This is a genomic window from Thioalkalivibrio sp. ALE10 (assembly GCF_000381385.1).
Taxonomy (GTDB): Bacteria; Pseudomonadota; Gammaproteobacteria; order Ectothiorhodospirales; family Ectothiorhodospiraceae; genus Thioalkalivibrio.
This window is the reverse complement of the sequence record NZ_KB906455.1, coordinates 102,058-117,357: the sequence shown is the minus strand read 5'-3', so window position 1 is coordinate 117,357 and position 15,300 is coordinate 102,058. Positions and strand designations below refer to the sequence as shown.

The following is a 15,300-nucleotide window of genomic DNA, read 5'->3' as shown; positions in this document are numbered from 1 at the left end:
CGGGAGGACGTCATGGCCGCGGACATCGAACAGGGTCGCCAGAAACTCGCCTGGGCAAGGGAGCACATGCCGGTGCACGCCGCCCTGCGTGAACGCCTCGGCCACAGCCGGCCGCTGGCCGGCATCACCCTGGGTGTCTGCTCTCATGTGGAGGCCAAGACGGGCGTGTTCGTCGAGACGCTCGCCGCCGCCGGCGCCGAGGTAGTGTTCACCGGCAGCGAGCCGGGCTCCAGTCAGGACGATGTGGTCGCCGCCCTCAACGAGCAGGACGGCATCACCGGCTACGCCCGGCGCGGGGTCTCCGAGGCGGAGCTGGAGGCGCTGCACCTGCAGGCGCTGGACCACGGACCGACCTTCATCCTCGACGACGCCGCCGAGCTGACCGCGCGGCTGGTCCACCAGCGCCCGGCGCTGCTCGACGGCTTCATCGGCATGTGCGAGCAGACCACCACCGGTGTCCAGCGGCTGCAGGCGATGGCGCGCGCCGACGCCCTGCCGTTCCCCGCCTATGCGGTGAACAACACGCCGATGAAGCACGAGTTCGACAACATCCACGGCACCGGCGAGTCGTCGCTCACCAACCTGCTGCTGACCACCAATCTGCTGCTGGCCGGCAAGCGGGTGGTGGTGGCCGGCTTTGGTGACTGCGGTCTCGGCATCGCCGCCAAGGCGCGGGCGCTGGGGGCGCGGGTGGCGATCACCGAGATCGAACCGCGCCAGGCACTGCGCGCCCACATGGCCGGCTTCGAGGTGATGCCGATGCTGGAGGCGGCCGCCTGGGGCGAGATCTTCATCACCACCACCGGCAACCGCGACGTGATCCGCGCCGAGCACTTCGAGGCGATGCCCGACGGCGCGCTGCTGGCCAACGCCGGCCACTTCAACGTGGAGATCGACGCCGAGGCGCTGGCGGGGCTGAGCGTCGAGCCGCCGCACGAAGCGCGGCCGGGCATTATGGAATATCGCCTGGCCGACGGCCGCCGCCTGCATCTGGTCTGCGAGGGCCGGCTGGTGAATCTGGCCACGCCCACCGCCATGGGCCACCCGGCCGAGGTGATGGATCAGACCTTTGCCATGCAGATCGTCGCCGCCTGCCATCTGGTCGAGCGCGCGGCGGGGCTGGAGCCCGGCGTCCACCCGGTGCCCGACACGGTCGACCGCGAGGTGGCCGAACTCAAGCTGGAGACCCTGGGCATCGGCCTCGACACCCTGACCGAGTCGCAGCAGCGCTTCCTCGACGCCTGGCGCGACGATCAGATCAAGGGGGTCTGAGCACCCCCCTGGCCCGGGCTAGCCGCGCTCGGCCTCGGCGGCGAGCAGTTCTTCCAGCCAGTGCCCGCCACGATCCGCCTTGGTGCTGAGATAGCGCAGGTTGTGCGGGTTGACGGTGCCATGCACCGGCTCGCGCGACGCCACTTCGATCCCGCCGGCACGCAGGGCGTCGATCTTGGCAGGATTGTTGGTCAGCACGCGCACACGGTCGATCCCGAGGAACTCCAGCATCTCTACCGCCGCCTCGTAGCGGCGCCCGTCGGCGCCGAAACCGAGCTGGCAGTCGGAATCGATGGTGTCCATGCCGGCATGCTGCATGGTGTAGGCCCGCAGCTTGTTGGCCAGACCGATGCCGCGGCCTTCCTGGGCGAGATACAGCAGCACCCCGCCACCGCTGTCGTTGATCATCTTGACCCCGCGACGCAGCTGATCCCCGCAGTCGCAGCGCAGGCTGCCGAACAGGTCGCCGGTCAGGCAGGCCGAATGCAGGCGCACCGGCACCGGATCCGGCCAGCGGCTCGGCTCGCCGATCACCACTGCCACGTGTTCCTGGATCCCGTTGCCCTCGCGAAACAGCATGAACCGGGTCACCGGAGCGTCCGCCAGCGGCACCGGGGCCTCGCTGACATGCGCCAGCTCCAGACGCGGGTGCTCGGCCACCTCGCGCGCCTGCGCGGCGTCCACGTCCAGCAGCATGCCGTCGGCCACCGCCGAGGCGATCGCCTCGGGCTCCGGATCGGGGATGGAGGCCGTCACCACCGCCGGCAGCAGCCGACCGGCACGAACCAGCTCCAGCGCGGCGGCCTCGCTCTCGCCGGCGCGCTGGAGCACCGCGCCTTCCAGCAGGCGGGCGGCGGAACTGGCATCATCGGAGCCTTCGGGCGCGCTGGCGAGGACAAACAGCGATTCCGGATCCACCGTGCCGGTCGGCTGCAGCGCCACGCCTTCCCAGCCTTCTTCCAGCGGTTGCGGCCAGCCCATTGCCGACGCCCGGTGGGGGGTTAGAATCAGACGGGGCCGTCCGCCGGTCATCACGGTCAGACGATCGAGCTGTCCCGGTGTCAGGCCCTCGACGGCCGCTGCAAGGACATCCGTTCCGGAACCGCTGACACGAATCGGATGGCCCCGGCGAAGGTCAAAGATCCCGCGATCGGCGTTGTGCATCGGGTACTTCCATACGGAGTCGGGTTGATGAAGATTGCTCCTCGAACGGTCAGACTACCCCAACTGCCCCGCCGCCGTCCCCAAACCCTGCTCGGGGAGAAGCCATGAGCGAAGAAATCATCACCGAAGCGCGGGCCTGGCGATGGCTGCTGACCCGCTGTGACAATGCGGCCTGCCAGCCCCTGCCGGGCCCGCTGGCCCCGGCCGCCCACGAGGTCCTGGACCTCTACGGCCCGATCCTCGAACCCGACACCATCGCCATCGGCCAGCTGGGACAGAGCCTCGACGGACGGATCGCGACGCATACCGGGCACTCCCAGTACGTGACCGGACCGGAGGACATCCGCCATTTGCACCGACTGCGGGCCCTGGTGGATGCCATCGTGGTGGGTGCCGGCACCGTCGCCAGCGACGACCCGCAGCTGACGGTGCGCGAGGTCGAGGGCCGCAATCCGCTGCGCGTGGTGCTGGACCCCGAAGGCCGCCTCGCGGCCGATCACAAGGTGTTCGCGGCCGGCGGGCCGACCACCCTGGTCCTGCACAAGCCCGGGCATGCCCCCGATCACCTGCCGGCCCACGTGGAACGCGCGGAGCTGCCCGTCGACACGGTAATGGCCGACGGCGAACAGCGCGAACGCTTTGCCCCCCGCCGGGTGCGCGACCACCTCGAGGCGCGCGGCCTGAACCGCCTGCTGGTGGAGGGCGGCGGGCGTACCGTCTCGCGTTTCCTGGCCGCGGACACCCTGGATCGCCTGCATCTCACCATCGCCCCGATGATCATCGGCTCCGGCCGCCCGGGTATCACCCTGCCCCCGATCGACTCGCTGTCGCGGGCGCTGCGGCCACCGTTTCGCGAGTTCCGGCTGGGCGGCGACAACCTCTATGACCTGGACTTGCGCAGCAAGCCCTGACCCCCGCCCGCCTCCGGAGCGCGCATGACTCGCCTCGCCCGCCTCATCCCGGCACTGCTGTTCGGCCTGCTGCTCGGTGGCTGCGCCGCCACGCCCGCCGGCCTTCCCGCACCGGCCACCGAGAATCCCGAGCCCGCGCGGCTGGAACAGGGTCTGGCCCGGATGCCCGACGGGAGCGAGCTGCCGCTGCGCCGCTGGGGTCCGCGCGAGCCCGAACGGGTGATCCTGGCCCTGCACGGTTTCAATGACTACGGCGGCAGCATGCACGCCCTCGCACGCCCGCTGGCCGCCAGCGGCATTGCGGTCTACGCCCCGGACCAGCGCGGCTTCGGCCGCACCGACTCGGCCGGGTACTGGGCCGGCCACACGGCCCTGGCCGTCGACGCCCGCGCCCTGCTCCGCGCCCTGGACGAACGTTACACGGACCTGCGCCCGTACGTGGTCGGCAAGAGCATGGGCGCGGCGGTGGCGACCCTGGCGGTGACCGGCGAGCCGGCACCGGCCGCAAGGGCGGAGCCGGCCATCCAGCGCAGGAAGGATCGGCGCGAACGCCGTGTGGACGTTGGTTTCATGGCCCGGATCACCGCAGGGGATTCAATCCGTGGGCCATCCGCCCGGGCCACAAGTTCCCTACGCAGCCGCCCGCAGATGCCGGGTAAGCGCCGAGACCAGCGGCTTCATGAAGTAGCGGCCTTCGGGGACCACCGCGGGAGAAATGCCGTGGGTGCGCAGTTCCTCGGCCACCACCGGGCCGATCGCGGCGACGACGGTCCGGCCGAGCGCTGCCAGCAGCGTGTCCTGATGCCCCGAGTCACGGGCGACACGCAGCAGGCGCCGCACCTGGGCCTGGCTGGTGAAGGCGATCGCATCCACCTCCCCCGCGATCAGGGCCTCGATCAGCCCGGTCACGCGCCCGGTCGCGGCGGCGTCCGCATAGCGGTAGGGCCAGACGGGAAAGACCTCGGCGCCCGCCTGCTCCAGGAACTCGAGCAGGCGGCGGTTGGGTTCCGCGCCGTAGAGCTGCACCCCGATACGCTGCCCGGCCAGATGCTGCCCGGCCCGATCCTGTCCGGAAAGGGTTTCGATGATGCCCTCGGTCGTCGGTGTGGCCGCGATCGCATCCGGCCGCACGCCGAAGGGCTTCATTGCCCGCCCCGGCTTGGGGCCGCGCACCAGGGTCGGCGTCCGCGCCACGGCCGCCAGCCAGGCGTCCTCGCGTTCGGCACTCCGGGCAAAACCGGTCAGGCGGGTGAAGCCCTCGCCGGTCAGGAAGATCAGGCGGTCGAACGGCGCCTCGATCGCCCGGTGCAGCCAGGCCTCGATCGCCGTGCGGTCGGGGCTGTCGTGGATCGCGATAAGGGGACAGCGCCAGACCTCGGCCCCGCGCCGCTCCAGCAGACCGGCGAAGACCTCCAGCGCCCGGCTCTCAGGCAAGGCGACGCGGCGACCCGCGAGGCCACTGGCCGCCACCTCCGGCAGGACGGATGCGGCCGTCACGCCGCGCTCGCCGCCGCGGCCCGCGACCCCGGCCCCGACATCGGCATCGGCTGCGGAAACACCGTGGCGGCCCCGGCATCCGGCTGGAACCAGGCCAGACGCGCGTGGCAGGCCGCTACCTCGCCGATCACGATCAGGCTGGGCGAACCCACCTGCTCGCGCTCGGCACGCGCGGCCAGCTTATCCAGCGTGCCGCTGACCACGCGCTGGCGGGCGGTGGTGCCGTTCTCGATGATCGCCGCCGGGGTCTGCCCGGCGCGGCCGGCACCCTTCAGCCCCCGGCAGATCTCGCCCACGCCCTTGCGGCCCATGTAGAACACCAGGGTCTCGCGGGTACTGGTCAGCTGCGACCAGTCCACATCCAGCCGCCCTTCGCGGGTATGGCCGGTGATGAACCGCACCGACTGAGCATGGTCGCGGTGGGTCAGCGGTATGCCGGCATAGGCGGCGCAGCCGCTGGCCGCGGTAATGCCGGGGACGACCTGGTAGGCCACGCCGTCGCGCGCCAGCACATCCAGCTCCTCGCCGCCCCGGCCGAACACGAACGGGTCGCCGCCCTTCAGCCGCGCCACGCGCTTGCCCTCGCGCGCCAGTCGGGAGAGCAGCGCGCTGATCTCCTCCTGCGGCACGCAGTGATGGTCGCGCTCCTTGCCGACATAGAAGCGCTCGGCCTCGCGCCGGGCCAGGTTCACCACCTCGGAGGACACCAGCCGGTCGTAGACGACCACATCCGCCTGCTGCAGCAGGCGCAGCGCGCGAAAGGTCAGCAGGTCGGGATCGCCCGGCCCGGCGCCGATCAGGTAGACCTCGCCCGGCGTGCGGGCCGAGGCATCCGCCAGCTCCTGCTCCAGGCGCGCCTCGGCCGCGTCCATGCGCCCGGCCAGGGCGAACTCGGTGGCTGGCCCGGCAAAGGCCCGTTCCCAGAACGCGCGGCGCGCGTTCACGCTGTCAAAGTGGGTGCGCACCCGGTCGCGCAGACGCCCGGCGAGATCGGCGAGCCGGCCATAGCCGGCCGGGATCAGGCTCTCGATCTTCGCGCGCAGCAGGCGCACCAGCACCGGGGCGCGGCCACCGGAGCCGATCGCGATGGTCAGCGGCCCGCGCTCCACGATCGCCGGCAGGATGAAGCTGCACAGCTCGGGCTGGTCGGCCACGTTCACCGGGATCGAACGCGCGATGCAGTCCTCCGAGACCTGACGGTTCACCGCCGCGTCGTCGGTCGCGGCGATCACGATCGCCACCCCCGCCAGGCATTCGGTGTCATAGATCCCCGGATCGCGGCGGATCGCCCCCGGTTGTTCGCGCAGCAGGCGCTCGGCGGCGGCGCTGTACTCGGGGGCCCGCAGGCGCACCCGCGCCCCGGCCTCCAGCAGCAGCGCGGCCTTGCGCGTGGCCACCGGCCCGGCCCCGACCACCAGGGCCTCGCGGCCGTGCAACTGCATATAGATCGGCAGGTGTTCCATGCTTATCCCTCCCGCGCCACGGGGTCCGTGGGCGCCTCGGCTTCTTCATTCAACAGGGTCTGGATCTCGGGGCTACAGGAGCCGCAGTTGGTCCCGGCCTCGAGGGCCGCACCGACGGCCTCGCAGGTGGCCAGCCCCTGCTCGCGGATCGCGGCCCGGATACGCGTCTCGTCCACGCCGAAGCAGGCGCAGACCATGCGTCCGCGCGCGGCCTGGCCGTTCGGCGGTCGCCCGGTAAGGAGCGCCATGCGCTCGGTATCGCTGATCGTCTCGGCCGCGAACAGGCCGGCCAGCCACTCGCGCTCGGGCAAGCCCCGGTCGGGGCCCGCGAACAGCACGCAGGCGAGCCGGCCCTCGTGAATCCGCGCGGCGCGATAGCGTCCCCCGGCGGGGTCGGCGAACTCCAGCCATTCCCCCGGCCCGTCCAGGCGCTCGCGCCACGCATCCATCGTGGGCGGTGCGCCCCGCCCGGCCAGTTCGGTGCGCAGGTGTCGGGGACCGCGGGCGGTGACCGCATAGTCCGCCTCCGGCGCGGCGATCGGCTCGCGGCTCAGCACGAAGCCGTGCCAGTCCAGCGTCGCCGGGCGGGCGGCCACGGCCGTATGCTTGAACGCTGGCTGCCCGGAGACCGGGTCGACATGCGCGGGCACCAGCGCATCGACTCGGGCGAGCCGCGCGATCGGCCGGCTCCAGTGCATGGGCACGAACACGCTGCCCGGGCGCTGCTCGCGGCTCACCTGCACCCGCGCGAGCAGACGACCGTGGCGACTGGTCACCTCGGCGAGATCGCCGGCCTGGACCCGGAACAGTCCGGCATCCACCGGATGGATCTCGACGAACGGTTCCGGCTGATGCGCACTCAGGCGCGGGGTGCGTGCGGTCCGGGTCATGCTGTGCCACTGGTCGCGGATGCGGCCGGTGTTCAGGCGCAGCGGATACTCGGCATCGACTGGGTCGGTCGGAGTCTGGGGGGTCACGGCCGCGAGCTGCGCGCGGCCGCTGGCGGTAAAGAAACGGCCATCGGCATAGAGGTGTTCGGCGCCCGTCCGACTCCCCGCCGGCAGCGGCCACTGCACCGGCTCCAGGGCGTCGTACTCGGCGTCGGACAGCCCGGCCAGCGCGCCGATGTCGAAGTCGCGCGTGCCGTGGTTCTCGAAGGCGGACAGCGCCGCATGCTCGCGGAAGACCTCGCCCGGGCGGGTATAGGGAAAGGCGTCGGCGAAACCCAGGCGCTGCGCGACCCGGGCCAGCGCCCACCAGTCGTGGCGGGCCTCGCCCGGGGGCGCCCGGAACGGGCGCTGGCGCGAGATGCGGCGCTCGGAGTTGGTTACCGTGCCGTCCTTCTCGCCCCAGGTGGTCGCCGGCAGCAGGACGTCGGCTACCCGCGTGGTCTCGGTCTCGCGCACGCAGTCGGAGACCACGACCAGCGGGCATGCGGCCAGGGCCTGCTCGAAGCGCGCGGCCTCGGGCAGGCTGAACAGCGGATTGGTGCCGATGATCCAGACCGCCTTCACCTGCCCCGACTCGACCGCGCGGAACAGGTCCAGCGCCTTCAGCCCCGGCTGGCGCGCGAGGTTCGGTGCGCCCCAGAAACGTCCGACCCGGTCCAGGGCCGCGTCGTCGAAGCCCATGTGGGCTGCCAGCTGGCTGGCCAGTCCGCCGACCTCGCGCCCGCCCATCGCGTTCGGCTGGCCCGTCAGCGAGAACGGGCCCATGCCCGCGCGCCCGATACGGCCGGTGGCCAGGTGCACATTGAGGATCGTCCCGGCCTTGTCCACGCCGCTGTCGGACTGGTTGATGCCCTGGCAGAAGGCGGTCACGGTGCGTTCGGTACGGGCAAACCACTGGAAGAACGTTGCCACCGCCTCCGGCTCCAGTTCGCAGGCCTCGGCGGTCGCGGCGATCGACGGGCTGGAGGCCCGCGCGGCCGCCAGGGCGTCGGCGAAGCCGTCGACATGCCGCTCCAGGAAGCCAGGGTCCAGCGCATCCTCCCGGCGCAGATGGTCCAGCAGGCCGTTGAACAGCCAGGCATCCGTACCCGGCGCCAGCGGCAGGTGCAGGTCGGCCGCCTGGGCGGTGGCCGTACGCCGCGGGTCGATCACCACCAGCTTCATCTCCGGGCGCGCCGCGCGGGCGGCCTGCAGGCGCTGGAACAGGACCGGGTGGGCCCAGGCCATGTTGGAGCCCGTCACCACGACCAGATCGGCCTGCTCGAGGTCGGTATAGCTCCCCGGCACGCCATCCACCCCGAAGGCGCGGGTATGGGCGGCCACGGCGGTGGACATGCAGAGCCGGGAGTTGGTATCGATATTGGCCAAACCGATGAAGCCCTTCATCAGCTTGTTGGCGACGTAGTAGTCCTCGGTCAGGATCTGCCCGGAGACGTACAGGGCGACCGCATCCGGCCCGTGTGCCGCGATGGTCTCGCGAAAGCCGTTCGCCACATGATCCAGCGCGGTCTCCCAGTCGACACGCCGCCCGCCGATCTCCGGGTGCAGCAGCCGGCCCTCGTCGTCGAGGGTCTCGGCCAGTGCCGCGCCCTTGGAGCACAGGCGACCGGCATTCGCCGGATGGGCGGGGTCGCCGCGCACCGCGACCGGAAACTCGCCTTCCGGCGTCGCGGTCACCTCCACGCCGCAGCCCACCCCGCAATAGGGGCAGGTCGTACGGGTGACCGACTGTTCCGCAGCCATCTCAGCCCGCCTCGCGGCAGGCGGACGGCACCGCCGCGGAATCGTCCGCAGCGTTGGCCGTGGCGCCGGAGAGGTCCAGCCACACCTGACCGTCGGTCACCCGGATCGGGAAGGCATGGGTGCACCCACTGTCCGCCCCGGTGGCCTCGCCGGACTGCAGGTCGATCACCCAGTTGTGCAGCGGGCAGGTCACGCGCTCGCCGTGGACGATGCCCTGCGACAGTGGCCCGCCCTTGTGCGGGCACTGGTCGCGCAGGGCAAACACGCGGTCATCCGCAGTGCGGAACACGGCGATGTCGCCGTTCGGGCCCGCCACCACGCGTGCACCCAGCGGCGGGATGTCCTCGAGCGGACAGATCGCAAGCCAGCTCATGCCGACACCCCCTGGCGCGGGGCCGCGTCCACCGGCTTGATCGGGATGAACTCGTGCGCCGCATGCCCGGCGGCGCGTTCGGCCCAGGGGTCCACCTGCGCCACCTCCTGCGACTCCAGGAAGCGGGCGTACAGCGCCGCGCGGTTCTCGGCGTCGTCCACCAGGCGTTCCTTCACCCGGGTCAGGCCGACGCGCTCGATCCACGGGGCGGTGCGCTCCAGGTAGCGCGCATCTTCGCGGTAGAACTGCATGAAGGCCCCGGCGTATTCGAGCACCTCGACCTCGGTCTCCACCTTGCAGAGGAAGTCGGTGGCGCGCACCTTCACCCCGCCGTTGCCGCCCACGTGCAGCTCGTAGCCCGAGTCCACGCAGACCACGCCCAGGTCCTTGATCGTGGCCTCGGCGCAGTTACGCGGACAGCCGGAGACCGCCATCTTGAACTTGTGTGGCGTCCAGGAGCCCCAGGTCATCCGCTCCAGCTGGATGCCGAGTCCGGTCGAGTCCTGGGTGCCGAAGCGGCACCACTCGGAGCCAACACAGGTCTTCACCGTGCGCAGGGCCTTGCCGTAGGCATGGCCGGAGACAAACCCGGCGGCGCCGAGATCGCGCCACATCGCCGGCAGGTCGGCCTTCTGCACCCCCAGCAGGTCGATGCGCTGGCCGCCGGTGAACTTGACCGTGGGCACCTGGTAGCGCTCGGCCACCTCGGCAATCGCGCGCAGCTCGGCCGGCGTGGTCACTCCGCCCCAGATGCGCGGCACGACGGAATACGTTCCGTCCTTCTGGATGTTGCCGTGCGCGCGCTCGTTGATGAAGCGCGACTGGGCGTCGTCCTGGTAGTCCTTCGGCCAGGCCGCCAGCAGGTAGTAGTTGAGCGCCGGACGGCAGACATGGCAGCCGTTCGGGGTCTTCCAGTCGAGGGCCTCGAACACCGCGTCCATGGTCTTCAGGCCGTCGCGGGCAATGGCCGCGCGCACCTCGTCGTGGCTGTGGTCGGTGCAGGCGCAGACCGGCTTTTTCGCCGGGGCGTCGGAGTAGTCTCCACCCAGCGTGGTGGCGAGCACGGACTCCACCAGCCCGGTGCAGGACCCACAGGAGTTCGACGCCTTGGTGTGGGCGCGCACGTCCTCCAGCGTGAACAGCTTGTGCTCGCTGATTGCCTGGACGATCTCGCCCTTGCACACGCCGTTGCAGCCGCAGATCTCGGCCTCGTCGGGCATGGCCGCGACCCGCGAGGCCTCGTCGCCGTGGCCGGAGTCGCCGATATGCGCCTGGCCGAACAGCAGGTTCTCGCGGATGTCGGCCACTGGCGTGGCGTCGCGCATCAGCTGGAAGTACCAGGAGCCGTCCAGGGTATCGCCGTACAGCACGACCCCCTGGATGCGGTTGTCCTTCAGCACCAGGCGCTTGTAGACGCCGCGCGCGGCATCCTTGAACACCAGGTCCTCGGTGGTCTCGTCACCGGTGAAGTCGCCGGCGGAGAACAGGTCGATCCCGGTCACCTTCAGCTTGGTGGAGGTCATCGAGCCCTCGTAGCGCCCGATACCGTACTCGGCCAGGTGGTTGGCGCAGACCTTTGCCTGTTCCCACAAGGGCGCGACCAGGCCATAGGTGGCGCCGCGGTGCTGCACGCACTCGCCGACCGCGTAGATCGACGGGTCATAGGTCTGCATGGTGTCGTTCACCACCACGCCGCGCTCGCAGTGCAGCCCGGCGGACGCGGCCAGCGCCGTGTTCGGGCGGATGCCGACCGCCATCACCACCAGATCCGCCTCGACCTCGCTGCCGTCGGTGAAGCGCACACCGGTGACGCGGCCCTCGCCCAGGATCGTCTCGGTCTGATGCGCCATGCGAAAACGCATGCCGCGCTCCTCCAGCGAGCCGCGCAGCATCCCGGCGGCCTCGGCATCCAGCTGGCGCTCCATCAGGTGCTCCATCAGGTGCACCACGGTGACCTCCATGCCCTGGCGCATCAGGCCGTTGGCGGCCTCCAGGCCCAGCAGGCCGCCGCCGATCACCACCGCATGCTTGTGTGCGCGGCTGGCCGCGAGCATCGCGTCCACGTCGTGGATGTCGCGGAAAGCGACCACGCCCTCCAGTTCATGCCCCGGCACCGGGATCATCACCGGGTCGGAGCCGGTCGCCAGCAGCAGGCGGTCATAGGGCGCCTCGGTGCCGTCCTCGGCGATCACCCGCCGGTTCACGCGGTCGATCCGTTCGATGCGTCGGCCCTTGTGCAGGGTGATGCCGCGCTCGGCATACCAGGCATCGTCGTTCAGCATGATCTCGTCGACGGTCTTCTCCGAGGCCAGCACCGGCGAGAGCATGATGCGGTTGTAGTTGCCCCAGGGCTCGGCACCGAACACGGTGATGTCGTACATGTCCGGCTTGAGCTTCAGCAGCTCCTCGACCGTGCGCATCCCGGCCATGCCGTTGCCGATCAGGACCAGCCGCGGCTTGTCGTTCGCGGTATCCATCACGCGGCCTCCGACTCGGGATTCTTGTGACGCTCGTGGAGGAAGCGCAGCACCTCGGCCCGGTAGTGGTTGTACTGCGCGTTGTCGGCCATCACCAGGCGCTCGCGCGGCTTTGGCAGGTCGATCTCCAGGATCTCGCCGATGGTCGCGGCCGGGCCGTTGGTCATCATCACGATGCGGTCGGACAGCAGCACCGCCTCGTCCACGTCGTGGGTGACCATCAGCACGGTGTTGCCCAGATCCGACCGCAGCTTCATGACCTCGTCCTGCAGATGTGCCCGGGTCAGCGCATCCAGCGCGCCGAACGGTTCATCCATCAGCAGGACCTTGGGCTCCATCGCCAGCGCCCGGGCGATCCCGACGCGCTGCTTCATACCCCCGGAGATCTCACCGGGGTACTGATCCTTCGCGTGGGTCATGTGGACACGTTCGAGATTCTCCAGCGTCCAGGCGTCGCGCTCGGCCTGGGGAGCTCCGCGGCGCACTTTGTCAACGGCCAGACGGACATTCTCGTACACCGTCATCCAGGGCAGCAGGGAGTGGTTCTGGAACACCACGGCACGCTCTGGCCCGGGTTCCACTACCTCGCGCTCTTCCAGAAGAACGCCCCCAGTGGTTGCGCGCAGCAGCCCAGCCACGATGTTCAGAACGGTGGACTTGCCACAGCCGGAATGCCCGATGATGGATACGAATTCGCCTTTCTGGACCTTCAGATTCACGTTGTTCAGCACGTTGAGCGGCCCGCGTGGAGTCGCAAACGTCATGTCCAGATAATCGAGATTGAGATAGTGACTCATGTGTTTCTCCTTACGCGGGCGCGTAGTCGAAGCGTTTCTTGATCAGGCCCACCCCAGCGTCCAGGGCGATGCCCACAAGACCGATCACGAAGATCGACACGATGATCGAAGCGACATTGAGGTTGTTCCATTCGTCCCAGATAAAGAATCCGATGCCGACCCCGCCGGTGAGCATCTCGGCCGCCACGATCACCATCCAGGCAATCCCCAGCGCCAACCGCATGCCGGTGAGGATGTAGGGCATGGTTGCGGGGATCAGGATCTTGCGCGCCGCCTCCAGGCGCCCGAGACGGAGCACCTGGGATACGTTGGTGTAGTCACGCGGGATGGCCTGGACCCCGGCCGCGGTATTGATGAGGATCGGCCAGATGCTGGTGATGAAGATCACGAAGATCGCGGAGGGATTGACCGCCTGGAACACCAGCAGACCGAGCGGCAGCCAGGCCAGCGGGGACACGGGACGCAACAGCTGCACGACCGGGCTAATGGCGCGGCGCATCGAGAGCGAAGCGCCCATCATCAAGCCCAGCGGAATGCCGACCAGTGCTGCCAGGCCGAAGCCCGCCAGGACGCGGCCAAGGGAATACATCACCTGCCAGCCGATCCCCATGTCGTTCGGACCGTAGTCGTAGAACGGATCGCTTAGCAGGTAGACGGCCTCGGCCCACACTTGCCCGGGCGTCGGGAGGTCCGGCGAGACCGTCGACTGCAGCCAGGCCCAGCCCCCCAGCAGCAATCCGAACGCAATCAGCGGGAGTGCCAGCACAGGAATCCAGCGCTGGAACATATCCGCCATCACCTCGAATCGGTCATCGTGTGCCGATTCGATCGCCCCGGCGGTGTCGTTGCGTTCCGCCGGTTTGGTTTCCCGGCCAGCGGCGGCCTCCGTTCGACCTTCGGCGTCCTTGTCGTTCTCGCGTTCAACCGCCAGTTGCATATCGGCGTAATTGGTGGACATGGTGGGCCTCCCTCAGCCGTTGACGTCGGCGAGGTCATCGAGGGCGACCTTGCGACTGTGTACATCGAAACCGTCGACATAGCCGACAAGGTCATCCGGGTCATAGGCGCGGTTATCAATGAACCGGTCAGGGCCCATCTCGATCGGCGAGGAGGCCGCCTCCAGGGTCCAGTGTTCATTGCGTGTGCCTTCCGTCTTCCAGTCGATCTCGGGATAGGCGACGCCCACTTCTGCAGCCGCTTGCCGATACAGTTCGGGGCGATAGACCTTTTCGGCCACCGCACGCATATCCACAGGCTCTTCCAGCTGCCCCCAACGAACCATCTGCGTGACAAACCAGGCCGCATGCGAGCGCCACGGAAAGCTGGCCGCGTAACGGTGGAACACATTGAAGTCCGGGAAGGGTTCGGGGTCTCCGTCCGGATTGAACTGGAGCGTCCCCGTCATCGACATGGCCACTACGTGTTCAGGGGCGTTGACAAAACGGCGGCCCGAAATGATGCGCACCACTTCTTCGCGATTCTCGGGCTTGTCCATCCACTCGTTGGCCTCGATCAAGGCCCGCAACGCTGCCTGGTGCGTATTCGGGTGTTCTTCCGCCCAGCTCTCCAGTACGCCAAACACCTTCTCCGGATTGTTGTTCCATATCTCGTAGTTGGTGACCAGGGTCTTGCCGATACCCATGTCCACCGCACGCATGTTCCAGGGCTCGCCGACGCAGTAGCCATCCATGTTGCCCGCGCGCAGGTTGGCCACCATCTGGGGTGGCGGGATCACAACCAGGCGGACATCCCGATCCGGGTTGATCCCGGAAGCGGCCATCCAGTAGCGCAGTTCATAGTTATGCGTGGATACGGGGAAAACCATGGCGAAGGTCATCGGGGCACGGCCCGCTGCCTGGTCGGCATCGATGACCTTCTTCAGGGCGCGCGCGGAAATCGGCCGTTCGTTCATAGCCTCCGGATCGGCCTCGACCATCCGGTCGTAGAGCTCGTTGGAAACGGTAATCGCGTTGCCGTTGAGGTCCATGCTGAACCCCGTGATGGTGTTGCGCTGGGTAGCACCCACGCCCAGCGTCGCGGCGATCGGCATCCCCGCCAGCATGTGCCCGCCATCCAGGCTCCCAACGGAGACCTTGTCGCGAATATTGGCCCAGGAAGCCTCCTTGGCCACATGGACGTCGAGCCCGTGGCGAGCGAAATATCCCTTCTCCTGGGCGACTACGAGCGGAGCACAATCCGTCAAGGGGATAAATCCGAACTCGAGCTTGGTCTTTTCCAGCCCTTCGGATCCCCCGGCATAGGCCGCCGACCGGAAAAAATCCGGATGCATCCCCAAGGCGGCGCCCCCTGCCAGAACGCCGCCGGCCTGAAGGAAACGCCGGCGCGACAGGCCGGAGGTCTTTTTCGTGTCATTCGTGTGATCGGTCATTGCGGGTTCACTCCCCTTGTCAGCAAACACATCCCAAAAACGAAAAAAGGCGTCCTATCAGCCCGGCCGCGTTTGCAGCCGGGTGATGGACGCCTTTGTCCAGTCCCGTGGGAGGCCCGGTCGTCGGGTCTCCCTGTTGTCAGGCGACGAACCGCCGTTGGCTCGTCTTGCCGGTATTCCTGCAGGAGGTGTGCCAATTAGCCGTTGCTGATCGACCGATAGGGCGCAAAGCCTATCCTGACGCGGAAAAATCGGACGGTTCCC

General features: G+C 69.2%; 11 protein-coding genes and 1 pseudogene. 3 read left to right on the top strand and 9 right to left on the bottom strand.

Features of this window, described 5'->3' with window-relative positions; translation table 11 throughout:
- The first annotated feature begins 12 nt into the window (after positions 1–12).
- Positions 13–1,272, top strand: coding sequence for an adenosylhomocysteinase (locus F788_RS0110760; RefSeq protein ID WP_019590158.1), 1,260 nt, complete (start codon positions 13–15; stop codon positions 1,270–1,272).
- 18 nt (positions 1,273–1,290) lie between these two features.
- On the opposite strand, the gene ribA is transcribed toward F788_RS0110760, so the two are convergent.
- The gene (ribA, locus tag F788_RS0110755; protein WP_019590157.1) at positions 1,291–2,436 is read right to left on the bottom strand and encodes a GTP cyclohydrolase II RibA; all 1,146 of its coding nucleotides are present in this window, start codon (positions 2,434–2,436) and stop codon (positions 1,291–1,293) included.
- Positions 2,437–2,540: 104 nt separating this feature from the next.
- On the opposite strand from ribA, the gene F788_RS0110750 reads away from it, so the two are divergent.
- Together F788_RS0110750 and F788_RS14160 are read left to right on the top strand one after the other, a co-directional pair.
- The gene (locus tag F788_RS0110750) at positions 2,541–3,347 is read left to right on the top strand and encodes a RibD family protein (RefSeq protein ID WP_019590156.1); all 807 of its coding nucleotides are present in this window, start codon (positions 2,541–2,543) and stop codon (positions 3,345–3,347) included.
- A 24-nt stretch (positions 3,348–3,371) separates the two neighbouring features.
- Positions 3,372–4,058 (top strand): annotated as a pseudogene (locus F788_RS14160) (alpha/beta hydrolase); the annotation flags it as partial.
- On the opposite strand, the gene F788_RS0110745 reads toward F788_RS14160, so the two are convergent.
- The 8 genes from F788_RS0110745 to F788_RS0110710 are packed head-to-tail and all read right to left on the bottom strand — an operon-like array spanning position 3,978 to position 15,036.
- On the bottom strand, positions 3,978–4,844 hold the full coding sequence (locus tag F788_RS0110745) for a uroporphyrinogen-III synthase (protein ID WP_019021048.1): 867 nt from the start codon (positions 4,842–4,844) through the stop codon (positions 3,978–3,980). The pseudogene F788_RS14160 and the gene F788_RS0110745 sit on opposite strands and share 81 nt — an antisense overlap.
- Complete coding sequence (gene cysG / locus F788_RS0110740; RefSeq protein ID WP_019021049.1) at positions 4,841–6,307, bottom strand: siroheme synthase CysG; 1,467 nt, start codon at positions 6,305–6,307, stop codon at positions 4,841–4,843. The genes F788_RS0110745 and cysG overlap by 4 nt, the downstream gene beginning before the upstream one ends.
- Before the next feature lie 2 nt (positions 6,308–6,309).
- A complete protein-coding gene (locus F788_RS0110735; protein ID WP_019021050.1) occupies positions 6,310–9,000 on the bottom strand; it encodes a nitrate reductase in 2,691 nt (896 codons plus the stop codon).
- Position 9,001: 1 nt separating this feature from the next.
- A complete protein-coding gene (nirD, locus tag F788_RS0110730) occupies positions 9,002–9,373 on the bottom strand; it encodes a nitrite reductase small subunit NirD (protein WP_019021051.1) in 372 nt (123 codons plus the stop codon).
- Positions 9,370–11,850 (bottom strand): nitrite reductase large subunit NirB, encoded by a 2,481-nt coding sequence (gene nirB, locus F788_RS0110725; protein WP_019021052.1) that lies wholly within the window; start codon positions 11,848–11,850, stop codon positions 9,370–9,372. Before nirB ends, nirD begins: the two co-directional genes overlap by 4 nt.
- Entirely contained in the window at positions 11,850–12,647 is a 798-nt protein-coding gene (locus F788_RS0110720; RefSeq protein ID WP_019021053.1) for an ABC transporter ATP-binding protein, read from the bottom strand. The genes nirB and F788_RS0110720 overlap by 1 nt, the downstream gene beginning before the upstream one ends.
- A 10-nt stretch (positions 12,648–12,657) precedes the next feature.
- Positions 12,658–13,605 (bottom strand): nitrate ABC transporter permease, encoded by a 948-nt coding sequence (gene ntrB / locus F788_RS0110715; RefSeq protein ID WP_019570561.1) that lies wholly within the window; start codon positions 13,603–13,605, stop codon positions 12,658–12,660.
- Positions 13,606–13,617: 12 nt separating this feature from the next.
- The gene (locus F788_RS0110710; protein WP_019021055.1) at positions 13,618–15,036 is read right to left on the bottom strand and encodes a CmpA/NrtA family ABC transporter substrate-binding protein; all 1,419 of its coding nucleotides are present in this window, start codon (positions 15,034–15,036) and stop codon (positions 13,618–13,620) included.
- Positions 15,037–15,300 lie beyond the last annotated feature (264 nt).

Coding starts and splice junctions, on each gene's coding strand:
- F788_RS0110760 (WP_019590158.1), top strand. CDS start 13: ATGGCCGCGGACATCGAACAGGGTCGCCAGAAACTCGCCTGGGCAAGG.
- ribA (WP_019590157.1), bottom strand. CDS start 2,436: ATGCACAACGCCGATCGCGGGATCTTTGACCTTCGCCGGGGCCATCCG.
- F788_RS0110750 (WP_019590156.1), top strand. CDS start 2,541: ATGAGCGAAGAAATCATCACCGAAGCGCGGGCCTGGCGATGGCTGCTG.
- cysG (WP_019021049.1), bottom strand. CDS start 6,307: ATGGAACACCTGCCGATCTATATGCAGTTGCACGGCCGCGAGGCCCTG.
- F788_RS0110735 (WP_019021050.1), bottom strand. CDS start 9,000: ATGGCTGCGGAACAGTCGGTCACCCGTACGACCTGCCCCTATTGCGGG.
- nirD (WP_019021051.1), bottom strand. CDS start 9,373: ATGAGCTGGCTTGCGATCTGTCCGCTCGAGGACATCCCGCCGCTGGGT.
- nirB (WP_019021052.1), bottom strand. CDS start 11,850: ATGGATACCGCGAACGACAAGCCGCGGCTGGTCCTGATCGGCAACGGC.
- F788_RS0110720 (WP_019021053.1), bottom strand. CDS start 12,647: ATGAGTCACTATCTCAATCTCGATTATCTGGACATGACGTTTGCGACT.
- ntrB (WP_019570561.1), bottom strand. CDS start 13,605: ATGTCCACCAATTACGCCGATATGCAACTGGCGGTTGAACGCGAGAAC.
- F788_RS0110710 (WP_019021055.1), bottom strand. CDS start 15,036: ATGACCGATCACACGAATGACACGAAAAAGACCTCCGGCCTGTCGCGC.